This is a genomic window from Pseudomonas bubulae (assembly GCF_037023725.1).
Classification (GTDB): Bacteria; Pseudomonadota; Gammaproteobacteria; order Pseudomonadales; family Pseudomonadaceae; genus Aquipseudomonas; species Aquipseudomonas bubulae.
Genome location: NZ_CP146077.1, coordinates 3,468,164 through 3,490,958 on the forward strand (window position 1 = coordinate 3,468,164; position 22,795 = coordinate 3,490,958).

General features: G+C 60.0%; 19 protein-coding genes. 6 read left to right on the forward strand and 13 right to left on the reverse strand.

Annotated features, from left to right (window positions below):
- Window positions 1–2 precede the first annotated feature (2 nt).
- Window positions 3–977, forward strand: a complete 975-nt coding sequence (locus tag V6L81_RS15780; RefSeq protein ID WP_095000620.1) for a D-glycerate dehydrogenase — start codon at window positions 3–5, stop codon at window positions 975–977.
- Here V6L81_RS15780 and V6L81_RS15785 read toward each other — a convergent pair whose 3' ends face one another.
- The 4 genes from V6L81_RS15785 to V6L81_RS15800 are packed head-to-tail and all read right to left on the reverse strand — an operon-like array spanning window position 978 to window position 4,758.
- The gene (locus V6L81_RS15785; protein ID WP_095000146.1) at window positions 978–2,057 is read right to left on the reverse strand and encodes a polyamine ABC transporter substrate-binding protein; all 1,080 of its coding nucleotides are present in this window, start codon (window positions 2,055–2,057) and stop codon (window positions 978–980) included.
- A gap of 54 nt (window positions 2,058–2,111) precedes the next feature.
- Window positions 2,112–2,453: a cupin domain-containing protein gene (locus tag V6L81_RS15790; RefSeq protein WP_095000145.1), complete on the reverse strand. Its 342-nt coding sequence runs from the start codon at window positions 2,451–2,453 to the stop codon at window positions 2,112–2,114.
- A gap of 31 nt (window positions 2,454–2,484) precedes the next feature.
- Window positions 2,485–3,891, reverse strand: coding sequence for an FAD-dependent oxidoreductase (locus tag V6L81_RS15795; RefSeq protein ID WP_338660130.1), 1,407 nt, complete (start codon window positions 3,889–3,891; stop codon window positions 2,485–2,487).
- Window positions 3,892–3,939: 48 nt separating this feature from the next.
- Complete coding sequence (locus V6L81_RS15800) at window positions 3,940–4,758, reverse strand: helix-turn-helix domain-containing protein (protein WP_338660131.1); 819 nt, start codon at window positions 4,756–4,758, stop codon at window positions 3,940–3,942.
- 241 nt (window positions 4,759–4,999) lie between these two features.
- On the opposite strand from V6L81_RS15800, the gene V6L81_RS15805 reads away from it, so the two are divergent.
- Entirely contained in the window at window positions 5,000–5,278 is a 279-nt protein-coding gene (locus V6L81_RS15805; protein ID WP_176464278.1) for a DUF1652 domain-containing protein, read from the forward strand.
- An 86-nt stretch (window positions 5,279–5,364) separates the two neighbouring features.
- On the opposite strand, the gene ggt is transcribed toward V6L81_RS15805, so the two are convergent.
- Entirely contained in the window at window positions 5,365–7,140 is a 1,776-nt protein-coding gene (gene ggt, locus V6L81_RS15810; RefSeq protein WP_338660694.1) for a gamma-glutamyltransferase, read from the reverse strand.
- A gap of 68 nt (window positions 7,141–7,208) precedes the next feature.
- The gene (locus tag V6L81_RS15815; protein ID WP_338660132.1) at window positions 7,209–9,680 is read right to left on the reverse strand and encodes a UvrD-helicase domain-containing protein; all 2,472 of its coding nucleotides are present in this window, start codon (window positions 9,678–9,680) and stop codon (window positions 7,209–7,211) included.
- A 257-nt stretch (window positions 9,681–9,937) separates the two neighbouring features.
- Here V6L81_RS15815 and V6L81_RS15820 point away from each other — a divergent pair, with 257 nt between their 5' ends.
- From V6L81_RS15820 to V6L81_RS15835, 4 genes are all read left to right on the forward strand, one after another.
- Window positions 9,938–10,633, forward strand: a complete 696-nt coding sequence (locus V6L81_RS15820; protein WP_338660133.1) for a pirin family protein — start codon at window positions 9,938–9,940, stop codon at window positions 10,631–10,633.
- Window positions 10,634–11,096: 463 nt separating this feature from the next.
- Window positions 11,097–11,444 (forward strand): DUF6124 family protein, encoded by a 348-nt coding sequence (locus V6L81_RS15825; RefSeq protein WP_095023364.1) that lies wholly within the window; start codon window positions 11,097–11,099, stop codon window positions 11,442–11,444.
- Window positions 11,445–11,716: 272 nt separating this feature from the next.
- Window positions 11,717–12,463, forward strand: a complete 747-nt coding sequence (locus V6L81_RS15830; protein WP_095000140.1) for an outer membrane beta-barrel protein — start codon at window positions 11,717–11,719, stop codon at window positions 12,461–12,463.
- A gap of 244 nt (window positions 12,464–12,707) precedes the next feature.
- Window positions 12,708–13,124, forward strand: coding sequence for a hypothetical protein (locus tag V6L81_RS15835; RefSeq protein ID WP_095000139.1), 417 nt, complete (start codon window positions 12,708–12,710; stop codon window positions 13,122–13,124).
- 72 nt (window positions 13,125–13,196) lie between these two features.
- Here the strand turns inward: V6L81_RS15835 and V6L81_RS15840 are convergent, their stop codons facing one another.
- The 7 genes from V6L81_RS15840 to V6L81_RS15870 all read right to left on the reverse strand — a co-directional run bounded on the left by V6L81_RS15840 (window position 13,197) and on the right by V6L81_RS15870 (window position 22,720).
- Window positions 13,197–15,410: a TonB-dependent siderophore receptor gene (locus tag V6L81_RS15840; RefSeq protein WP_338660134.1), complete on the reverse strand. Its 2,214-nt coding sequence runs from the start codon at window positions 15,408–15,410 to the stop codon at window positions 13,197–13,199.
- Window positions 15,411–15,522: 112 nt separating this feature from the next.
- Window positions 15,523–16,518, reverse strand: coding sequence for a siderophore ABC transporter substrate-binding protein (locus tag V6L81_RS15845; RefSeq protein WP_095019886.1), 996 nt, complete (start codon window positions 16,516–16,518; stop codon window positions 15,523–15,525).
- Window positions 16,515–17,294, reverse strand: coding sequence for an ABC transporter ATP-binding protein (locus V6L81_RS15850; protein ID WP_095026216.1), 780 nt, complete (start codon window positions 17,292–17,294; stop codon window positions 16,515–16,517). Before V6L81_RS15850 ends, V6L81_RS15845 begins: the two co-directional genes overlap by 4 nt.
- Window positions 17,291–18,241, reverse strand: coding sequence for an iron chelate uptake ABC transporter family permease subunit (locus V6L81_RS15855; protein ID WP_095038905.1), 951 nt, complete (start codon window positions 18,239–18,241; stop codon window positions 17,291–17,293). The genes V6L81_RS15850 and V6L81_RS15855 overlap by 4 nt, the downstream gene beginning before the upstream one ends.
- Window positions 18,238–19,179 (reverse strand): ABC transporter permease, encoded by a 942-nt coding sequence (locus V6L81_RS15860; RefSeq protein ID WP_138738086.1) that lies wholly within the window; start codon window positions 19,177–19,179, stop codon window positions 18,238–18,240. Before V6L81_RS15860 ends, V6L81_RS15855 begins: the two co-directional genes overlap by 4 nt.
- Entirely contained in the window at window positions 19,179–20,939 is a 1,761-nt protein-coding gene (locus tag V6L81_RS15865) for an ABC transporter ATP-binding protein (protein ID WP_338660135.1), read from the reverse strand. The genes V6L81_RS15860 and V6L81_RS15865 overlap by 1 nt, the downstream gene beginning before the upstream one ends.
- Window positions 20,933–22,720 (reverse strand): ABC transporter ATP-binding protein, encoded by a 1,788-nt coding sequence (locus V6L81_RS15870; protein WP_338660136.1) that lies wholly within the window; start codon window positions 22,718–22,720, stop codon window positions 20,933–20,935. Before V6L81_RS15870 ends, V6L81_RS15865 begins: the two co-directional genes overlap by 7 nt.
- Between the last annotated feature and the right edge of the window lie 75 nt (window positions 22,721–22,795).

Genomic DNA, 22,795 nt, shown 5'->3' on the forward strand with positions numbered 1-22,795 from the left:
CCTTGAAAAAGAATGTAGTGCTCTACAAAGAACTGTCCCCGGAACTGATGCAGCGCCTGCAAGCCCAGGCCGATGTCACGCTGATCAAGAAGCTTGACGCCGCAGGCATGGACCAACTGCGTGCCGCCCTGCCCCGGGCGCAAGGCATTCTGGGCGCAAGCCTGAAGCTGGATGCGCAACTGCTGGACCTGGCACCGAACCTTGAAGCAGTGGCCAGTGTGTCGGTGGGTGTCGACAACTACGACATCGACTATATGACCGAGCGCAAGATCCAGCTCACCAACACCCCTGATGTACTCACCGAAACCACCGCAGACACCGGCTTTGCCCTGGTTCTGGCCAGCGCCCGGCGGGTGGTTGAACTGGCCAACATGGTGCGCAACGGTCAATGGCAGAAAAACGTCGGCCCCGAGCATTTCGGCACCGACGTTCACGGCAAGACCCTGGGTATTATCGGCATGGGCCGCATCGGCGAAGCCCTGGCCCAGCGCGGCCATTTTGGCTTCGGCATGCCGGTGATTTACCACAGCAACTCGCCCAAACCCGCAGTAGAGGCGCGTTTCAATGCGCAGTACCGCAGCCTCGACGAGCTGCTGCAAGAAGCCGACTTTATCTGCCTGACCTTGCCCCTGACCGCACAAACCGAGGGTTTGATCGGCGCCGAGCAATTTGCCCTGATGCGCCGCGAGAGCATTTTTATCAATATCTCCCGAGGCAAAGTGGTGGACGAAGCGGCGCTGATCAACGCCCTGCAACAAGGTCAGATCCGCGCTGCCGGGCTGGATGTGTTCGAGCGCGAACCGCTGGAACTGACCTCGCCCTTGCTGAAGCTGGATAACGTGGTGGCCACGCCACATATCGGTTCGGCCACCTTCGAAACCCGCGAGGCCATGGCCCGTTGCGCGGTCGAAAACCTGCTGGCGGCATTGGCCGGTGAACGCCCGGCCAATCTGGTCAACCCGCAAGCATTGCGCTAGTTACTTGCCGCTTTTGATATTGGTCCAGACACGCGTGCGTACCCGGTCAATATTCAGCGGCATGGCCTCCAGGGCAAACAGCTTGTCCATCATGGCGGGGGTTGGATAGACCTTGGTGTCAGCCTTGATTTCAGGGCTGACCAAGGCATCGGCCTGCTCGTTGCCATTGGCGTAGTGCACGTAGTTGGTGATCCCGGCCATTACATCCGGGCGCAGCAGGTAGTTCATAAAGCTGTAAGCAGCTTTTTCGTCAGGTGCATCGGCGGGCATGGCAACCATGTCAAACCAGATGGCGGCACCTTCCCTAGGAATCGAATAACCGATTTCGACGCCATTTCCGGCCTCTTTAGCGCGGGTTTCGGCCTGCAAGATATCGCCAGAGAAGCCTACGGCCACGCAAATATTGCCGTTGGCCAGGTCGCTGGTGTACTTCGATGAGTGAAAGTAGCTGATATAAGGTCGGACCTTGAGCAGCATCTCTTCAGCTTTCTTGTAGTCAGCCGGGTTTTTGCTGTGATGAGGCAACCCCAGGTAGTTGAGTGCCGCTGGCAAGATCTCCGGGCCATTATCCAGAATCGCCACGCCGCAGGATTTGAGTTTCTCCATATTCTCGGGCTTGAAGATCAGATCCCAGGAATCCACCGGCGCGTCATCCCCCAGCACGGCTTTTACTTTGGCGATGTTATAGCCAATGCCGGTGCTGCCCCACAGGTAAGGAAAACCATGTTCGTTGCCCGGATCATTGACCTGCAGTGCCTTGAGCAGCACCGGGTTGAGATTCTTCCAGTTTGGCAACTGGCTCTTGTCGAGCTTCTTCAGCGCCTTGCCCTGGATCTGCCGCGCCATAAAGTGGTTGGACGGAAACACCACATCATAACCGGATGAGCCCGTCATCAACTTGCCGTCCAGCGTTTCGTTGCTGTCAAACAGGTCATAGCTGAAAGCAATGCCGGTATCGCGCTGAAAGTTCTTCATCGTGTCGGGGGCAATGTAATCCGACCAGTTATAGACTTTTACGGTTTCACCGGCCTGACACAAGGTAGTGGCCAGCATCAGGGGCAACAGGCTTATACGGATCATGATTCGATTCCTTGCATGTTTTAGGCAGCTGTTTTTATAGGCAGGTTTCGGCGATCAAAGGATCAATACATAGGTCTTGCGCACGGTTTCCTGGATATCCCAGATACCGGTGCTGTTGGCAGGCAACATCAGTGCATCGCCCGCTTCTATGGTCAGGGTTTCACCGTTGTCCGGAGTAAAGGTGCAGCGGCCTTGAATGAAGTGGCAGAACTCCTGCTCCATGATCTGCCGGCGCCATCGGCCCGGGGTGCATTCCCAGATACCGGTTTCGACGCCGTCGTTACGCTCCACGCAGGTCACCGAGGTCACCGCCACCGGTGTACCGAGGGGCGCGGCCACGGGGAAAGACTCCTGCAACGTCACCTGGGCGGTGTTTTTGAACTGGGTAATGCTCATGGCGTGCTTCCTGTTGAACGCAAATGTCGGATTACTTCATAAAGCCTTCCATCACCCCGGCCAGGCGGCGGGCAAATTGCCGACGCCAAGGCGGGCTGTTGGGGTTGGCCAGGGTTTTGTCTTCGTACACAAAGCTGCGAATGATTGCGTTGTAGCCCAGCCAGCGGCACGGCTCTGGCTCCCAGCTCTTCAGCGCACCCAACCCGCCTTCGGTCAAGACCCAGGGCTGGCGGACTTCGAGGGTGTCGCGCTGCAGGATCAGGTCGGCCAGGGTGCGCCCGCCCAGATGGCTGGCCCCCACGCCCTCGCCACCGTAGCCGCCGGCCAGGGCAATGCCCTGCTGCCGATCACACAGCATGTGCGGCTGAAAACGTCGCGACATCCCCAGGTTGCCACCCCATGCATGGCTGATTTCGGCGTTTTTCAGTTGCGGGAACAGTTCGCTGAATAAATAGCGACGCAGTTCGATTTCATCGCGGCTGAGGTCAAAGTTCTCACGCAGGCGCCCGCCAAACTGATATCCGCCCCGGGCACCAAATACCAGGCGGTTGTCGGCCGTGCGCTGGCCGTAAGTGACCTGACGGCTGCTCTCACTGAAGGCCTGGCCCTTGCACAGGCCAATCTCGTCCCACGTGGCTTGAGGCAATGGCTCTGTTGCCACGATCAGACTCTGTACCGGCAGTTGATAGCGGCCCAAAGGCGCCAGGGTGTTGGCATAACCTTCCACGGCAGGCACCACCCAGCGGCTGCGCACCTGCGCCCTGGCCGTGCGTAGGAACCCTGCCTGCCACTCGGATACCGGGCTTTGTTCGTAGATCTGTACACCCATGCGCTCAACGGCGCGGGCCAAACCACGCACCAGTTTGGCCGGGTGAAGGGTGGCGATGTGCGGTGTGAAAATCCCGCCATAAGGCCGGTTGATGCGGATCTGTTGCGCCAGTTCGGTCGGGGTGAGCCAGCGGTAGTCGGATTCGTTCAGGCCTTCGGCATGCAGGCTGGCCAGATAACTGCGCAAGCTGGTCTCCTGCTCCGGGTAGCGCGCCGCGCAATACAAGGCGCCCCCTTTACGGTAATCGCAGTCGATACCCTCACGATCGATAACATTCTTCACTTCATCAGGAATACCGTGCAACAAGTCGAAGGATTCCCGGCGTTGTTCCCCAGGCAACCCTGCAAGCAAGCGGTCTTCGCCCAGCAGGTTGCCCATCAGCCAGCCGCCGTTGCGTCCGGAGGCACCAAAGCCCGCTGTTTGTGCCTCGACGATGGCAATGCTCAGTTCAGGCGCATGGCGCTTGAGGTAGTACGCGGTCCACAGCCCGGTATATCCGGCGCCGATGATAGCCACATCGACATCCAGATCGTGCTCAAGGGACGGTCGGGGTGCGAGTTCCTCCCCAAGCTGGTCCATCCACAAACTGATTGAGCACCATGCTGGCATTGCCGACTCCACACCGATCCAGGAATGGCTCGATCCTAGTCGCAGGCATCAGGGCGCGTCTTGCGTGCGTGCCCGCAAAGAAATTTGTTTGGCATAAGCCTTGGGCGATTGCCCGGTGTGCTGGCGAAAACAGCTGTAAAACGCCGAAATCGAGTTGAAGCCTGCCGAAAAGGCCAACTCATCAACCTTGACCGACGTCTCGGCGGCATCCATCGCAGCCAGTACATGGCGTAATCGTGCGTGATTGAGATAGCGGTAAAAGCTTTGCCCCAGCACCTGATTGAACAGATACGACAGCTGATTGCGTGTATAGCCACAGGCTTTGGCCACTTGTTGCAAGTCCAGCTCGGGGTCGAGCCAGGGTTGCTGTCGTTCGAAGTAGGTTTGCAGGTCACGGGCCATAAAGCCCAGCTGCCGCGCCGAAAGCCCCAGGCGGCTGACCGCGGGGCGTGTTGAGCCCTGCCGTGCCGGATTGACGGCTGACTCATGAACCAGCGAGGCGTACTCGTTGACGCGCCAGATCAAACCATCGCGCACGGTAATGGCTTCACTGGCACGAAATGACACCAACCCCTGGCTGCCGCGCAAGGTCATGCGGTATTGAATAAAGGCGGTATTGCCATCCAGACGGATGCGATCACTGTGCTCAAGGGCTTCATCCGGTTCTCTGGGCATGGACGACTGCACATACTCGCGCAGTTCATTGAACACCATGACCCGATTCTGGAAGAAGTCGTTGTAGGTCACATCGGGGTGATACAACGCCATTACCCCGTCCAGATCCCGATGCTTCCAGCACAGGTGGTAACGCAGCACGATTTCGCCGGTGGCGCGGGTATTTTCGGGACCGTCGTCTGGAGCTGGCATGGGGGGCTCGAAGGTAAAAAAACACAGAGTGCCGAGTTTGCCCATGGGCTTCAATGGGTACTGGCTGCGGATAAATAACCTAAGTGCATGATTCACATCAAAGTACGGGCAAACAACCGGGTTGCGGGAAAAATAAGGCTTAGCAGCAACTCTCCCGAGTGTTAGGTTTGATCACGAAATACTTGAAAACCTATGCGGTCAGAAACAACCGCCCCTTATCTTGAGCTAAAGGAATTGCTCTATGTACCCCATGGACAACATCAACAAAGTCACCTTCCCCAATGCCTGCCAACTGATGCGCTGGCACTTCCACCCGATGGGCTTCGAGGCAACCATGGACGCACCAGGCAGCATGGTCGCCCGTTTGTTTGACCGTGCCAGTGGTGAAACCGTGATTACCGTCGCCGGTATCCCCTGCTCGGCGGTGATGACCCCCGGTCAAGTGGGGCGCCTCATTCAATGCGTAGAAGACGAACTCGAGAGTTTTGTGCCGCCGCTGGCATGGCAGGCACAGGCCTGATTTTGCAGCGCCTGTAGATGCTCTGTGGCAGATCAGTACCCTCTCCGTGCGGGAGAGGGTTGGGCTAAGGGGCTTTTGACTGCGTATCAATCCCCTGAAGCTGTACCTTCACGTCGCGGATCGGCACCACCCACCCAGCCGTTGTTGTCACGCACAATAATCTGCGTGCCACTGGTCATTTCTATCAGCGCCACCTTGTGCCCGCGGTCTTGCAACTGTTGCACCAGCGCCGGGCTGAACCGGCCAGCCTCAAGCTCAGTGTCCACATTGCGGCTGCCAAAGTTGGGCAGGCTGATTGCGTCCTGGGGGTTCAGCTTCCAGTCCAGCAGGCCAACTACCGACTTGTTGACGTACTCGATGATTTGCGAGCCACCCGGTGAACCAATAGTTGCGACCAATTCGCCACTTTTGCGTTCGAACACCAGGGTCGGGGCCATTGAAGAGCGCGGGCGCTTGCCCGGCTCGATGCGGTTGGCCACCGGCTTGCCGTTTTCTTCGGGAATAAACGAGAAGTCGGTGAGCTGATTGTTAAGGATAAAACCCTGGGTCATTACGTGTGAACCAAACGCAGCCTCAACCGAAGTGGTCATGGCGATCGCCCCGCCCTGGTCATCGACAGCGGATATGTGGGAGGTCGAAATGCGCAGTGGCGAGCGATCAGGAGCCAGGGCAAGGTTAATGCCTGCCGGAACACCGGCCTCGGCACGGCCCATGCTCTTGTCACCGATCAGAGCGGCCCGCGTCCTGAAATAGGCTTTATCCGTCAGCCCTTTCACATTGACTGGTACGAAGTCGCTGTCCGCCAGGTACTGTGCCCTGTCAGCGTAAGCCAGGCGCTCGGCTTCTGCGATCAGGTGTACCGCTGAAGGCGAAGGCTCAAGACCTGCACCGGAGCTGCTCGGTACGGGGGGCATGCTGGCGAGATCGAGGGCCGGGGATTTATCTTGCAGGGCCTCAAGAATCCCCAGGGTCTGCAACACGGCGACACCGCCCGAAGACGGTGGTGGCATACCGCAGACTTGCCACTGCTTGTAGTCCGCACACACCGGTGTGCGCTCCCTGGCCTGGTAACCACTGATATCCGCCAGGGACAGGGTCCCGGCACGAGGGTGGGATCGAACGTTGTCGACCATCGCCTGCGCGACGGCCCCCTGGTAAAACCCATCGGCGCCACGGCTGGCAATTTTTTGCAAGGTGCGTGCAAGTTCCGGGTTTTTCAGCAAGGTGCCAACCGGCAACGCTTGCCCTTGAGGTGTAAGGAAATACCGGGCCATTTCCGCCGAGCCGGCGATAAACCTGTCGGCGGCGATTTGCGTATGCAAGCGCTGGGAAACAGGAAAACCTTCGCTGGCCAGTTTGATTGCCGGTAGGAACAGATCACTCCAGGGCAGTTTGCCATGCTGCTGATGGGCCATTTCCAGCGCCCTGAGCACCCCGGGCACGCCGACTGAACGTCCGCCTATCTGGGCCTCGGAGAAAGGCATCGGTTGACCTTCTGCCCCCATGAACATCCCCGGGGTGGCACCTGCCGGAGCAGTTTCGCGGCCATCATAGGCCTGCACCCGCTTGCCGTCCCAGTACAGAATAAACGCACCGCCGCCGAGGCCACTGGACTGGGGTTCAACCAGTGCAAGTACGGCTTGCATGGCGATTGCTGCATCGATTGCCGAGCCGCCCTTGCGCAGTATTTGCTGCCCCGCCTCAGTGGCCAGCGGGTTGGCTGCAGCAGCCATATGCCGGGTGGCGTGTACCGGGGCCATATCGGTACGCAAACCCGAGGCTATTTCGGGCGCAGGCGGCAACTCGGAGGGCTTGTGCAGCTCGGGCTCCCCGGTACTGCATCCGGCCGTCCACAGGGCCAGGGCTGACAAGGCGAATACGCGCAGACTGTTGTTTTTGGCAAGCAGAAGATCAATCAAAAGGTATTCCTTCAATTATTGTCAGTGAGTCGCAAGTCCTGAAAGAACGCCTTGCCCTGGGGCACACGGTCCGAGGCCCTGGGGATATTCGGACCCTGGGCATCCTGGTTTTCCACATACCAGTAACAATGCTTCACTGCCCGGGTAATACCGACGTAGGCCAGACGCAGGATTTCATCTTTCTGGGCATTGTCATACGGCTCGGGGTCACCCTCCTTACCCAGACCGGCCATGCGGTAAACCTGGTTCTTATAAGGTGAGGTTGTCAGATGCTGACAATCCCCCAGCAGGAAAACAGCATCCGCCTGCAAGCCCTTGGAGCTATGATAGGTCAGCTGCTTGAGCCTGCGATCTTCCGGCGCCAACCTCGAATCAACATTAACTACTGATTGAATATCCTTTTCTATCAGTAACTTATCGCTACTTTTTCGAAACAACATCAAGATACTGTCCCCGGCGTTGTAATGCTCGATCAACTGCGCGGCCAACCCCTGGTCATCGCGATGCAACACATTGACCGGGACTGCCACCTTGGGCTCACCGCTGGCCTTGGCCCGCTTGCCGGCAATGGACGGCGCGGCACGCACGATATGTTCGGCGGCATCGATGATGTGTTGATGGCTGCGAAAGTTGTCACTGAGCATCACCCGGGTGGTGGCAGGTGACGGAAATTCCTTGTTGAACTCCATGAAGTATTTGGGCGAACTGCCCCGCCAGCCGTAGATCGATTGCCAGTCATCGCCCACACACAACAACGATGAACGCTGGGCTCCACGGCCTACATGCATGGCCGGGCCACGGCTGCGGATCTCGCGCAAGCTGGCGCGTAGCCAGGACACGATCTGTGGTGAGACATCCTGAAACTCATCAATCATCAAATGCGACAACGGCCGCAGTTGCTCATGGCTGAGCAGCTTGAAGTTCTGCGGGGTGTTCTCGCCAAACAGGGAGAACATGCGGTTATAGGTCATCACCGGCGGGGTCTGTGCCAGCAGGTGGTCTTCCAGCGCCCGCCAGAAAAGGCTCAAGGCCTCAAAAAAGAAACGGTCCGGATCATCCTTGGCAAAGCGCATATCGCCCACTGCGGCGGCCACGTCCAGCCCCAGGTTTTCAATAAAACTGGCGGCGGCGACAAAACTGTCGAGCAAAGGCGCCGAGCCCAACTCACCTTTGAGCTTGTAATCAAAGCCGGGGCCTGCGCTGGCATCCCCGGCGAGGGCACTGACTACACGCTTCGCAGACTCGTAGTTTTCCAGCCATATCAATGGTTTGCTGCAAAAAGCTTGAAACAGGGTGCGCTTGACTGCCCACTCGGCGCGCACGCTGAGCTTGGCCCCGGGGCGGCAGATCTGCGGGTTTTCACGGGGATCGAAGCCCAGTACCACCCAGGCATCCAGCTCGGCAATATAGCCGTGGCAATGGAACTGCGCGCCATTGATCTCGATGGTTTCGCGGTTGGGCTCAATGCCTTTGATCGGCCAGGCGCCGGCGGCAAACCAGAGGTCTTCCAGGGTGTCGCAGAGTTCTTCGTCGCGCCTGGCGGCCAGTTCGGTCACCGCCATGCGCTTTTGCACATCTGGATGGTCGCGCTCCAGCTCCTTGAGCTGCAAGGCATGCAGTCGCAGTGGTGCCAGGGTCTGACGGAAGCGCTCATCGCGGTTATATAGCCCGTGATAACAGGCATTCAGTTGCTGACGCTGGGCATCGTTGATCCGCAGGTCAAACGGGTTGCTGTCGGTCTCGTCGTCGTTGAGCAGGCTGCGGCTATTCAGGGTCTCGAAGGCCTGTAACTGGCTATAGCCGGGCAAGCTGCGCACCATGGGCAAAATCCGCGAGTGAAAGGTACGCACCACATCCCGGGCTTCCTTGAGCGACAGATTGCGCCCCCACAAGGCGAAGATTTCCTGCAGCTTCTTGATAAAGTCCTTGCGCGACTCCCGGGTAAAGGTCACCACGGTCATCGAATCGAGTTCAAAGCCCAGGTAATGGGTCAGTAGCAGAATGCGCAACACCAGCGAGGTCGACTTGCCGGCTCCGGCGCCTGCAACCACCGAGGTCGACGGGGTATCACTGAAAATCATCTTCCACTGTGCGGCACTGGGCTGGGCATGCTCGGGCAGGTTGGCAGCCACGTCGGCCTTGATCAGCTTTTTCAGTTCCGGGCCCAGCGGCAGGCGCCAGTCATCGAACAGATTCTCGTCGATCCCGGGAGCACGCAGCTCCTGCGGGCGCATATCGCTGATAAACAGCACCTGGCGACCCTCTTCGAGCCCTTCGGCATGCCCCTCCTTGAAACCGTAATCCACCCCGGCACTGTGCCCGCTGCGGAACCCGTCTGCCTGGCCCTGCAGCCAGGACGGCGCATGTTGCGCGCGCAAACGGCTCAAGCCACTGCCAAACACACGCGCGGCAAGGCGCTTGAGCAAGGGCAATTGGGTAATGGGGGCAAGGTCTTCAGGCAGTTCGGGATTGTGTTGCGGCACGCTGACTCCAGGGTGTGAGGCTGTCCGGGTGGAGGGGCTATGGTCACCCCATTGCGCGCCGATTTCTAGCTAATTGCTTGGGCATCAGCCGTTTAGAGCCTGTACTAAAGGTAAATAGCGATTGACTGGCTTGCTAATGCATCTAGTAAACCGATTGGTTTAACGCATTTTTTCAGCTTTTTATCGATATGTTGCTGATGGAGAATCACCTCATCGCCAACCGGTCAACCCTTGGCACCCTTCTCAGGAGAAGCATCATGCTTGAACTCAGACCTTTCAATACGCTGGGCGGAGCAAACCACGGCTGGCTGGACGCCCATCATCACTTTTCGTTTGCCGAATACTACGACCCGCAGCGGATGAACTGGGGCAACCTGCGGGTCTGGAATGACGACGTGATCGCCCCCGGCACCGGCTTCCCTAAACACCCGCACCGCGATATGGAAATCATCACTTATGTCCGCGAAGGTGCTATCAGCCACGAAGACAATCTGGGCAACAAGGGTCGTACCGAAGCCGGTGATGTACAGGTGATGAGCGCCGGTACCGGGATTGCGCATAGCGAATACAACCTGGAGTCCACACCGACCCGGATCTTCCAGATCTGGATCGTACCCAACCAGCAGGGTGATGCTCCGGCGTGGGGCGCCAAGCCTTTTCCCAAGGGCGGCCGTGAGGGTTTTGTGACCCTGGCCAGCGGCAAGGATGGCGACCCTGAAAGCCTGCGCATTCGTGCCGATGCGCGACTGGTAGCGGCGAACCTGAAGGCCGGGGAAACCGCCGAGTACCGTCTGGACAACGGCCGGCGAGCCTACCTGGTGCCTGCCACCGGGGTGATTGAAGTCAATGGCCTGCAGGCCAGCGCACGGGACGGTGTGGCCATTGTCGATGAGACCCTGCTACGGGTCACCGCGATTGAAGACAGCGAGATTGTGCTGGTGGATGTGGCCTGATTCGCCTGTTACGGCGGTCGACCAGCCTGTTAGAAGCAAGTGTGCGCTGCGTAATCTCCTGTCGCCGCTGCCGAGGAACGCAGCCTTCGTTGCCGGCAGCGGCGACAGGATCGTGGCAGGCTTTGGGCCTTTAACATCAGCCGTTTCGTACGACGTTTCGCTTTCATTCCAATGAAACATCCTAGAAAATCTTGCTCGCTTGCGCCGCCTAAAATCGGGGAATAGTCTCGTCCCATCGCTGCAAAATCAGCGGTCGGGTTTAGTAGCCCGGTTTTAGTGTTTGGCGCAAGGCGCCACCTCCGTGAGGCGCTTTTTACGGCCTGCGTTTTATGGTGGCCGTGCGCAGGGTGCCCTCGGGCACACCGGTTCCCAAACACGCCGGTCTACTAACCTGTGCACGGCTGCCACCCATTCGTTTAGTAGCTAAAAGTGGCAGCTTCCTTAACGTGTTTGGAGTTAAGCCATGAAAAAGATCACCCCCGACCCACCCGTTTTACCCCTCGATGCTGCTGACGGTAACGACCCGTTGCTGGACCGTGCCGCCACCGACCGTGCGCTCAATTTCTACCTGCAAGGCCATAGGCCCGTTCGCGCTTCGGGCACGGCCCTGTTTGCCATCCCGTCCAGTGTCAATTCAGAAGCGGCCCTGGCCCAGGCGTCAGACTTGTTGCGCTGTGCGGGTGCCTGCGCGAATGAGGCGGGGAATGGTCTGAGCGGCCCTGCGCGCGACCTGGTGTTGTCGACCCTGCACCTGGTGGAGCTGGCCAAGGGGTATGTCGACAAGTCGCTGGACACGCTGGTAACGCACTAAAGCAGCACGCGCCTGATTGGCGACAGGCGCGTTATTTCTTTCATGTGTTTGCTCCTCCGGGATCTATGGCCACGGGTTTACAGCCCTCAAACCTGCAATAGCGGTAAGCAGCCACAACGGCTCAAGGTCAAAAAAGACCCCGGCGGGCATGGGGCAGCAAAACTTGATTCGGAGCGGGTTTTAGCTTCTTATCGATTCGCTCTGAACTTATCAGAGTCGTTATATCTAAATAGCCGTAAACATTTTTATCTACGTCATGGAGACATTCACGAATGCTTACCGCAAAACTGCTGCGTCACACCTGTGCCCTGGCGCTGTTCGGCGCACCATTGGCAGTGATGGCAGCCCCAAGCACTGACCCGCTCTTCACCGTCGGTTTACTGGGCTCCTACACCAAGTTCAAATTCGAAGGTGGTAGCAAATCCGACAAGGAGGATATGGGTCAGGCCGGTGTGTTCGCCAACTTTGGCAACAAGATGACCGCCGAATCCGGTTTCATCTACCAGATCGGTGGTGAAGCCAAATACAGCAAGAAAAACGACAACAAGCTCAAGGAAGCCCAGGCCGACCTCGACCTTGGCTGGCGCGCAGCGCTGGATGCCCGCAACTTCGTCGACGTTATCGTCGGTGGCGGTTACAGCTGGACCCGTTTCGAACCTGAAATCAACGACCTGGACACAACGTTGACCTTCAAATCGCCGTTTGCCAAGGCCGCACTGGGTTACAACCACCAGTTCGACACCTCGACCCTGCGTGTAGAAGTAGGCGCCCGTCACGCTATGGATGGTCGCGCACGGCTGAAAGTCGACGGCTTCGGCAGCGGCAACGTCGACATGAAAGACCGCACCAACCCCTACGCTGAAGTTTCGCTGCTGATGAACCAGAACGGTGATATGCCGATCAATGCAGGCGTGTACTACACCCGTACGGAGTACAAAATCGACGAAGATTCGCCAATTGCCGACAACACCAAACTCAAGCGTGACGAGTTCGGCGTGAAGGTCGGCCTGGCATTCTGATCGCTTCTGGCAGGTCCCTTCAGCTGTCGGGGCCTGCATCGGCCGCATCGCCGCGGCTGCCCTTGCCTGATTCAGGCATCACTCAATGAGCATCTTGCTGCGGAAAATCTATTTAGCTTCCTGCAAATAGAAGACGCTATGCCGTTATCGAACTTTATGCCTGGTAAGCCGTCAAATTCTGCACAGGCAGGACTCTTACTCTCCTGCATACATCTCTTGATCACTTTCGATTCAGGTGAATGACATGCGTATTACATTACCCGCCCTGGTGCTGGGCATCGTGATTTCGCAGGGAGCAATGGCTGCCGGGGATGGATCTGCCGCGGTCGGAGGCGGTGTTGGCGGCGCACTGGGCAATATTGTCGGTCAACAGCTGGGCGGCTCTTCAGGAGCGGCCATCGGTGCAGGTGTGGGCGCCGCTGCCGGTAGTGCAGTGGGTGCACCCAGAGGCAGTAAAACCGAAGCCGCCATCGGTGGCGGCGTCGGTGGCGCTGGCGGCTCGCTTATCGGCGGTCAACTGGGCGGTTCCACCGGCTCTACCATTGGTGCCGGGCTGGGTGGCGCAGTAGGTGGTGCAGTGGGCAATAACCTTGGCGACGACGGCGACAGACACAGCTCCGGCGGCAAGGGTAAGCACAAGCACAAACATAAGCACCGTTGACTTTCCAGTGTCCAATGGCCAAGAGCCCGACTTCGTGTCGGGCTTTTTTATTCGATATCTGGCGGCCCGCCTTTAGAAGTCAATGGTCGCGGACAACTCAAAGGTACGCGGCGCACCCAGGCCCAGGCTGGACAACAGCGGCGTCCCCCAATAGGCCTTGTTGGTCACGTTGTTCACACTCCCACGCAACGTCACCGGTTGGCTGGCCACCCGGGTGCTGTAGCGTGTGCCCAGGTCGTAGACCGTGTAGCCCGGTATCGACTGGGTATTATCGGCGCTGATGTATTGCTTGGACACCGAGGTGGCGTTGGCCGTCAGTGTCAGGCCTTCGATGACCGGGGTGTCCCATTCCACACCCAGCTTGCCCTGCAGCCGGGGCTGGCCAATGGCGGTCTTGCCCTCGTTGGTGCCGCCCTGGGCCTTGGTGATTTTCGGGTCGACATGGGCCACACCGCCCATCAGGCGTACGTCGTGCAGCGGCGAGCCGAAAAAGCCCCACTCGACCCCTCGGTTACGCTGCTCGCCGCCAAAGGAAAAGATATTGGTATCCGGGTCCAGGTAGCTGCTGGGGCGGGTAATTTCATACAGGCTCAGGGTGTGGGTGAAGTCACCGAGGTCTACCTTGAGGCCTACTTCCTTCTGCTTGGACTTGTAGGGGGCGAACACGTCACCGAAGTTTTTCGCCGTCATCGGTGCCGCCGCGCCCTCGCTCAGGCCTTCGATGTAGTTGGCATACACCGACACCTGGTCGGTGATCTTGACCAGCAGTGCCGCTGCCGGGGTGGTGGCGCCTTCGTCATAGCGGTTGGTGCGTGCGCCGGTGGATGTGCTGAAGCTGTCGGTCAGCACTTGCTGGCGACGTACACCCAGGGTCAGTTGCACCCGGTCTTCGAGAACCGACAGTGTATCGGCCAGGCCATAGCTGGTCAGGCGGCTCTTGGTATGGGCAATGTACGGGAAGCTCTTGGCCGCAGCTGGCCCCCACTGTGGGTGGTAGATGTTGGTGACCCAGTCCGCGCCCGGCACCGAGCGGCGCCCGTAGTCCTTTTGAGTGTCGCCGTAGTGTGTGGCATTGAGGGTCCATTGATGCTTGATCGCGCCAGTGTGCAGGTTGCCCTTGAGGCCGACCTCGCCGGAGGTTTTCTCCAGGTCCATTTTCAACTGGCCCATGGAGGTCTTGAAGTCACCCGCGTCGTTGAACACCGTCGCCATCATGGTGCCGCTGTACTCGTAATGGGTTGTGCTCATGCCATACGCCGCATAAGCCATCAGGTTGTCGCTCAGGTCGAACTCACCGCGCACGATGGCCCCCCGGTCCGTGGTTTGCACATAGGCCCAGTCAGGGTTGAGCAGGGTGTCGGCCTTGGGCGGTTTGGGCACGGCCACGCCGGAAGCCAGGTTGATACCGCGGTTCTGCCCGCGCACACGGTCTTCACTTTGATACAGGTCGGCAGACAGCCGCACGCGTTCACCGCGCCAGTCCAGGCCCAGGGACGTGAGCTCGGCTTTCTGCCGCTGGTGGTTGATTGCGCCGTCACCGTCACGGTACACACCGTTGAAGCGTACGCCGAATTGCTGGTCTTCACCGAAGCGCCGGCCCACATCGAGATGGCCACCGAACTGCGCATCGGACATATAGGTGCCCGTCAGCCGTGTCAGCGGTTCGTCGCCCGCCCGTTTGGGTACCAGGTTGACCGCCCCTCCGACCGAGCCTCCCGGCGGCATGCCATTGAGCAAGGCCGACGGGCCCTTGAGCACTTCGATACGCTCATACATTTCCGGTGAAATCCGGTAATACGGGGCCACCCCAAACAGCCCGCCCATCATCACGTCGCTGATATTGCTGGCGAAGCCACGGATGGAGTAGTTCTCACTGAAGGTCCCGGTCAGGCCGTTGCTGAACACCGAGGGATCGGTCGCGGCAATCACCTGGGTGATGTTCTGCGCCTGACGGTCGGCAATGTACTGCTCCGTATAGCTGATGGTACTGAACGGGGTTTCCATAAAGTCCTTGTTGCCCAGCAGCCCAACCCGGCTGCCATAGGCCACCTGCCCGCCTGCGTAACCGGGCGGCAAGTCGGCCGGGGTGGCCATATGGCCCTCAACCATCGTGGCAGGCAGCGTTGATGCGCCGGGTTCTTTCTCGCCGGGGATGGTCTCGGCATGGGCTGCCAGGCTTGTCATGGCCAGCGTCAGCAACACGGCATGTACCGCCGTGGCGGTACGGTTCAGGGCAAAAACTGCGCGCGGGGGCGCAATGCGGGTAGGAAAATGACAGTGACTCACGTGAAGACTCCGTTGGACTGGCAGGGAATGGTTTTTGTTAATCTGAATCTAAGGAATGGTTCTAATGAGAATCGTTATATGCCAGAAAAATGCCTGGCAGCGCCTTCAGGCGTTAGCCCTGATAGCCCTTGATCACATCGTCGATTACCAGTTTCAGGGCGGTCGGACTGGCACCTGTGACGTACCAGGCCTGGGGATCGACAACGATCACCCGGCCGTTTTTCCAGGCGTTGGTCTGACGCAGCAACGGGTTGCCCAGGCTCTCGATAGCCATTGCCGGGCGGTGTTCCATTACCGCCGTACGGTCCACGATGTAGATGATGTCGGGGTTGGCCTGCTGGATAAATTCGCTGGATACCGGTTGCCCATGCAGCCCCGCCTCTGCCGTAGGGCTGGCGGGTTTGACACCCAGGCCGGTGAAAATAAAGCCGTAGCGCGACTGCACGCCGAAGGAGCTGAACGCGCCGTTGTTATGCAGCACCACCAGCGCTTTTTCAGGGCGCCCGCGGGTGATGCCTCTCGCCTCCTCGACTTTCGCGTCCAGTGCCCGGGCTTTTTCCTCCGCGAGCCCCTGTTTGGCGAACATCTGCCCCAGGGTCAGCAGGTGCTGCCTGATCACCTCGATATGGCGGGACTCGCTGTCACGATAATCGACATCGAAATGAACGGTCGCGGCCATCTCGCTCAAGGCTTGATAGTGGTTGGCCTGCAGTGAGGTGATCAGGATCAGGTCCGGCCTGGCGGCATGTACCCGTTCCAGGTTGGGCTGCACAATCGACCCCAGATCCTCGACACCCGGTGCATCCCGATAGCGGGCGAGAAAGTGCGGGATGAAATCCTTGGGCATGCCCGCCACGGGGACACCCAGTTGATCGAGGAAGTCGACTTCATTCATGTCCAGTGCAACCACCCGCTGCGGTACACGTTCAATGACCGTGGTGCCCAACTGGTGTTGCACCGTAAGCGGCGCAAAAGGCGTCTGCACGGCTTGCACAGCGGTGGCGGCCCGTGGGGGCTCTGCCGGTTTGTCATTGCAGCCCTGCACTGCCACGGCCGCGCCGAGCAGCAGGGCCAACGGCCATAACCGATCTTTGTTGTGGATCATCATTTCGCGTCTCTTTCCAGGGGGTTGAAGTAGTTGCACAGGCGACCGCGCGGGCTGTGGGTGATCTCGAAGTCCAGCCCGTAGAGTTCGCCCAGCCGCGCTTCAGTGATCACCTCGTCAACGCTGCCGGCGCAATGCACCGCGCCCACCTTCATCGCAACGAAGTGATCGCAGTAGCTGGCGGCAAAGTTGATGTCATGCACCACCAGAATCACCGTGCGCCCCTGTTCGTCGCACAAGCGGCGCAGCGCCCGCATAATCTGTACGGCGTGCTTGATATCGAGGTTGTTCAGCGGCTCATCGAGCAGCAGGCAATCGGTTTGCTGGGCGATGGTCATGGCCAGAAAGGCCATCTGCCGCTGCCCGCCGCTGAGTTCGTCGAGGTAGGCATGGCGCAGCGCTTGCAGCGACAGAAAGGCGATGGCCTCGTCGATGATCCGTTGATCTTCGCCGGTCAACACACCACGGCTGTATGGGAAGCGCCCGAAGGCAACCAGTTCCTCCACCCGAAGGCGCAGGTTGAAGTCCGGTGACTGGCGCAAAGTGGCCACGCGCCTGGCGTAATCGCCAATCGCGATACCCGCGACCCCACGCCCCTCGATGCGTACTTCACCGGCCGTGGGCTCCATCAGCCGCGCTATCATCATCAACAGCGTGGTTTTGCCCGCGCCGTTGGGGCCGATCAGCGCCGTCAGTTGCCGGGGCGGGAAACTCGCGTCGACACCGCGTAGTACGGTCTTGCTGCCATAGGTTTTATGGATGCCGTGAACAGTGATCATGGAGCTCCTCGGGTACGCACCATCAACACCAGGAAATACCCGCCGCAGACCAGGTTGACGAGAATGCCGACGGTGGTTTTGTAGTTGAAGACATGCTCGACCAGCAGTTGCGCAACGATGAAAATGCCGATGGCAATCACGCTGCCCAGCGCCAGCGTGACCCGGTGCCTGAAGGTGCGGGCCAGCGCATAGGTGATGTTCGCCACGAAGATCCCCATAAACGCCGTGGGCCCCAGCAGGCTGGTTGAGACCGCCACCAGTGCCGCAATCAGCGCCAGGTGCAGGCGCACGCTGCGCCGGTAATCGACCCCCAGGGACATGGCCTGGTCGCGCCCCAGCGCCAGCACATCGAGGGTTGCCAAGGTTCTGCTGCCCACCAGGCACACAGCGCCCACCAGCAGCCCCGCAATCAGCAACTGCTGCGGCTGGACGCGGTTGAACGAAGCCAGGCTGAAACCCTGCAAAACCGAAAACTCGCCGGGGCTGACCTTGAGCTGGACAAACTGGGTGAACGTGCCTATCACCATCGTCAGCACCAGCCCGACCAACAGCAGGAAATACACGTTGCTCTTGCCGTTGCGCAGCAGGTAACGATGGATAAGCCACGAGTAGCCAAGCAACAGCAGCACAGACACCATAAAGTTGCCGTTACTGCCCAGTAACACCGCACTGCCGGTGCCCAGCAACAGCACCAGCAAGGCTTGCAACAGCAGGTAAATGGCCTCGTAGCCCATGATTGCCGGGGTCAATATCCGGTTGCCGGTGAGGGTCTGGAACGTGATCGACGACCAGGCGATGCACACACCGCCAATCACCATGGCCATAAGCCGGGCGATCCGCTTGGGGATTACATAATCAAAATCCATGCCCGACCCCAACAACACGAAGGTCAGCGCCAGGGCCGCCACCAGAACCCATACCCCATGCCGGGGTTGCAGACGCCTCATCGGTGCCTCCAGATGATCAGCGCCAGGAACAGCACACCGCCCACGCTGCCTGCCATCAAGCCAATGGGCACTTCAAACGGGTAAATCAGCAGCCGTCCGAGGATGTCGCACACCAGCAGCATTGACGCGCCGCCCAGGGCAACGATGGGCAGCGTACGGCCCAGGTGGTCGCCATAACGCAGCGCCACCAGGTTGGGAATGACCAGCCCGACAAAAGGAATCGCCCCTACCGTGATGACTGTGGCTGATACCGTGACCGCCACCAGCAGCAAGCCCAGGGCAACGTTTGCCGAGTAGTTCAGGCCCAGGCTTGTAGCCATGCCCTCACCCATGCCCAGCACGGTGAAACGGTGGGCATACAGATAGGCCAGGGCAACAATCGGCAAGATCAGGTAGATGATCTCGTAGCTGCCCTGCACCACCCTGGAAAAGTCGCCCAGCAGCCAGCCCTGCATGCTTTGCATGATGTTGTGGTGGTAGGCGTAGAACTCGGCAATGGCGCTCAGCACGCCGCCATACATCAGGCCGATGACCGGCACCAGCACCGTGTTTTTGAATCGGATCCGGCGGATGATCACGACAAATATCAGCCCCGAGGCGAAACAAAACACCAGCGCAAACAGCATGCGCCCTGTCATGCCGGCGCCGGGCACCGCAGCCAGCGATACCAGGATGCCGAGCCTGGCCGCATCCAGCCCGCCCGAAGTGCCTGGCTCAACGAACTTGTTGTGCACGATGTGTTGCAGGATCACCCCGCACACTGCCAGGCCAGCCCCGGTCAGCACCAGCGCCGCCAGGCGCGGCAAGCGGCTGGCCGTGAGCGTCAGCCAGGCATCGCCCGACAAGGACCACAGCTGCGACCACTCCAGTTGCCGGGCCCCCACCAGCAGTGATGTGACGCAGAGCATGGCAAATACCCCTAGCCATCGTGCCCGCATCATTGCAGCTCACTGCCGCTTGCCACCCGCCAACCCTTGGCAGCCCGACGCTGTTCAAGAAACTTCGCGTAACGCCCCTTGGTGGCAAGCAATGCCGCGGGCGTGCCCTGCTCGGCCACCCGGCCGTGATCGAGCACCACGATCCGGTCGGCCATCGACACCGTAGACAGTTGATGCGCAATGACCACCAGCGTGCGCTGCCCGCGCAACCTGGCCAGTGTCCGGGCGATCACGTGCTGATTCTCGGCATCCAGCGCCGCAGTGGCTTCATCCACCAGCAAGATGGCCGCCTCCTTGATCAGTGCGCGTGCAATTGCAATACGCTGGCGCTCACCGCCCGACAGCCGTGCACCACCCTCGCCCACCGGTGTGTCGAGGCCTTGCGGCAAGCGCCCGACAAGTTCGCCAAGCCCGGCCTGCTGCGCCGCCTCGAGGATTTCGTCAGCATTGGCGGTGGGTTTGCCGATGCGGATGTTGTCGGCAATGCTGCCCTGAAACAGGTAACAGTCCTGGAATATCTGACTGATCTGACCCGCCAACTGGCTGTCGGACATGTGCCGCACATCCACACCACCCACGAGCACGCACCCTTCGCGCGCATCGAAAAACCGTGCGATCAGCCGTACCAGCGTGGTCTTGCCCGAGCCCGAAGCACCGATCAACGCTGTCATGCTGCCCGGCTCAATACGCAGGCTGACATCATGCAGCACATCGGGTTGATCGGGCGCGTAAGCCATGCTCACTGCGCGCAACTCTATAGAGCCATCCCGTGGCGGTTGTGGCTGATCCGGCTCCGGCAAGGGCCGGGCGGCAAAGATGGCCTGCACCGCGTCAAGTTGACCGCTGGCACTGCGCAGGATCTCGGCATAACCGGCCACGTCCAGCAACGGCTCGATATAGCGGCTGCTCAACAACAGCGCAACGACTACCGCAATCACCGAAGCGTTATCCCGCGTGTCGCCCATCAGGCCGTTAAGCCACAAGGCGGCTGCGATCAACAGGGCCGCAAAGATCACCTGCACGACCCAGGTATTGAGTACCACCGAAAGCGATGACTGATAGATCAGGCGCAGCCCGGACTGGCGCTGGCGCTCGAGCGCCTGTTCCAGCAACTGCGTCCCGCCCCCTTCGCCATTGAACGCGCGCAGTACCGATTGCGCCTGGGCAAACTCGACCATGCGCTGGCTGGCATCCGCGAAGTGCCGCTGGAAAGCCCGGTCAGTACGCTGCCCCAGGCGCGCGCTCAACAACAGCGCCCCTGCCAGTACCGCAAGTCCCAGCAGCGCAATCAGCCCCAGTGGCCAATGCACGGCAAACAGTGCGGCGACGATCACCAAAGGCGTCACCGCGCCACTGATCACAGGGGTGAAAACGTGCGCCGGCAACTGCGCCACCGCCATCATGCCCTGGGTAATTACATGCCCCAGATGGCCGGTGTTCTGCGTCGTAAACCAGCCCAGGGGCAATCGCGCCACATGGTCGCCGATGCGCTGGCGCGCCCCCTGCAAAAGGGCCACGCCCACCGCGACACCGGCGCGCTCCACCCGGCGCCGGCAGGCCCAGCACACAGCCATGCCGGCAAGCGTCAACAGCAGCCACAATGCTGCACCTCGTAGATCGTTAGCGAGCAAATGCCCCAGCACCGGTACCAGGGTGGTGAGTGTCAGCCCGCTGAGCAAACCATAAAACACTGCCATCCAGACATAACGATGCAGCACGGGCGCGTCGTCGCCCAACAGTTCTAACAAGGGTTTCAGCATGACGGCACCGCCAGTTCTGCAGAGAATGAGTAGTCGCCCTGCGCCCACAGGCGGGCATAAAGGCCCTTGCGGGCAAGCAGTTCGCCGTGGCTGCCCTGCTCGTGAATCGTGCCGTTGTCGAGCACGATGATCTGGTCGGCGTGCATCACGGTGTCGAGTCGGTGCGCGATGACCAGCAAGGTGCGGCCGCCGGCAAAACGTGAGAGTGCATCCTGGATGGCCACTTCACTTTCGGCATCCGCCGCCGCCGTGGCCTCGTCGAGCACCAGCACGGGCGGATCGAGCAACACGGCACGGGCGATGCTCACCCGCTGCAACTCACCGCCGGAAAACTGCGCATCCTCACCCACCACCGAGTCATAGCCACGCGGCAGGGCAACAATGCGCGCATGGATATTGGCCGTGCGCGCAGCATCCTCAATCTGCTGGCGGGTGGCCGTTGGTCTGCCCAGGGCAATGTTGTCGTGCACACTGGCGTGGATCAGCCGCACCTCCTGCAATACAAAACCGATATGCCGGTACAGGGTTGCCGTCTCAATCTGACGCAGATCCACACCCCCCAGGGTGATGCGCCCTTGCGTCGGGTCAAAAAAACGCAGCAGCAGGCGCGCCAGGGTTGACTTGCCGGCGCCGGAGCACCCCACCACAGCGGTGGTCGTGCCGGGTTTGAGAACCAGGTTGATGTCCGCCAGCCCCCGGCCCGCGCTTTCATAGCAGTAGCCAACGTGCTCAAAACCAATTTCGCTGCCCCGGGGCATCTGCTGCATGCCCGGTGCCGGTTGCTCCAGCACCGGTGTATCGAGCAGGGCCTGCACACGCCGGGCCGCACCCACTGCATTGTTGAGGTCATGGGTGATGTAGTGCAGCAACAGCAAGGGGCCACACAGGCCCGGAGTCACCAGGGCGAACGGCAGCACATCCAGCGCAGCGATCCAGCCCAGTGCCACGAACAGGGTGCCGAACGCCAGCACGCCGCCCAGCACCGCGACCGGCGCGATCATTGCGTTGGCATTGGCCATCGAACCCACCAGCGGGCGAGTGAAACCGACAAAAGCCCGGGCGAAGGCATCGACGGCCTCACGGTAACTGCCGTGTGCCTTGCCGACAGCCCCGAACGACTTCACTACCGGGATGCCATTGACGAACTCGACCACGGCATTGTCGATACGCCTCATGCCCTCGACAAACGCCTGCATGTTGCTCTCGCTGGCTTTCAGGGCGCGGGTAAAAAACAGGAAGAACCCCGGGAACGGCAGGATCGAGACAATTGCCATGCGCCAGTCCATTACAAACAGGTAGACCAGCGAGAACACAATGGCGCCGACCGCTCGCCCCACGGTGGTGTAGAAATGCGCCGTCAGACTGTGCAGGGTATTGATGTCATCCTGCATCGCCTGCTTGACCTCACCCGAGCCCCGGCTGGTGAACCAGCCCAAGGGCACGCGGCTCAGGCGCTGCACAATGGCCAGGCGCAGGTGGTGGGTAATACGGTTATCCGCCAGATGGGCCAGCAGCTCCCCGGTGGATATCAACAACATGCCCGCGCACAGACTCGCCACGCCGACACCTACTGCCCGCCACACCTCATGAGCAGTGATTGCGTTGTCACCCAGAACCAGCCCGGCGACATGCGCAATACCTGCCAGCGGTACCAGCGTCAGCATGGCGCCAACGCCCGCAAGCAGGGCGGCAATCAGCAGCCGCCCACGAATCGGGTGAAGCACTTGGCTGACAGGGCCACGCATCTTGGGTGTGGCCGCAGCCGTGTGAGGAGTTTCCATGCCAGTCAAACATCCGCAATGTCATAAGAATGGAAGGCCACTGGCATTCCGGTTAAGCGCAAACAAGGGGGGTGT

Coding starts and splice junctions, on each gene's coding strand:
- V6L81_RS15785 (WP_095000146.1), bottom strand. CDS start 2,057: ATGATCCGTATAAGCCTGTTGCCCCTGATGCTGGCCACTACCTTGTGT.
- V6L81_RS15790 (WP_095000145.1), bottom strand. CDS start 2,453: ATGAGCATTACCCAGTTCAAAAACACCGCCCAGGTGACGTTGCAGGAG.
- V6L81_RS15795 (WP_338660130.1), bottom strand. CDS start 3,891: ATGCCAGCATGGTGCTCAATCAGTTTGTGGATGGACCAGCTTGGGGAG.
- V6L81_RS15800 (WP_338660131.1), bottom strand. CDS start 4,758: ATGCCAGCTCCAGACGACGGTCCCGAAAATACCCGCGCCACCGGCGAA.
- V6L81_RS15805 (WP_176464278.1), top strand. CDS start 5,000: ATGTACCCCATGGACAACATCAACAAAGTCACCTTCCCCAATGCCTGC.
- V6L81_RS15820 (WP_338660133.1), top strand. CDS start 9,938: ATGCTTGAACTCAGACCTTTCAATACGCTGGGCGGAGCAAACCACGGC.
- V6L81_RS15825 (WP_095023364.1), top strand. CDS start 11,097: ATGAAAAAGATCACCCCCGACCCACCCGTTTTACCCCTCGATGCTGCT.
- V6L81_RS15830 (WP_095000140.1), top strand. CDS start 11,717: ATGCTTACCGCAAAACTGCTGCGTCACACCTGTGCCCTGGCGCTGTTC.
- V6L81_RS15835 (WP_095000139.1), top strand. CDS start 12,708: ATGCGTATTACATTACCCGCCCTGGTGCTGGGCATCGTGATTTCGCAG.
- V6L81_RS15845 (WP_095019886.1), bottom strand. CDS start 16,518: ATGATGATCCACAACAAAGATCGGTTATGGCCGTTGGCCCTGCTGCTC.
- V6L81_RS15850 (WP_095026216.1), bottom strand. CDS start 17,294: ATGATCACTGTTCACGGCATCCATAAAACCTATGGCAGCAAGACCGTA.
- V6L81_RS15855 (WP_095038905.1), bottom strand. CDS start 18,241: ATGAGGCGTCTGCAACCCCGGCATGGGGTATGGGTTCTGGTGGCGGCC.
- V6L81_RS15860 (WP_138738086.1), bottom strand. CDS start 19,179: ATGCGGGCACGATGGCTAGGGGTATTTGCCATGCTCTGCGTCACATCA.
- V6L81_RS15865 (WP_338660135.1), bottom strand. CDS start 20,939: ATGCTGAAACCCTTGTTAGAACTGTTGGGCGACGACGCGCCCGTGCTG.
- V6L81_RS15870 (WP_338660136.1), bottom strand. CDS start 22,720: ATGGAAACTCCTCACACGGCTGCGGCCACACCCAAGATGCGTGGCCCT.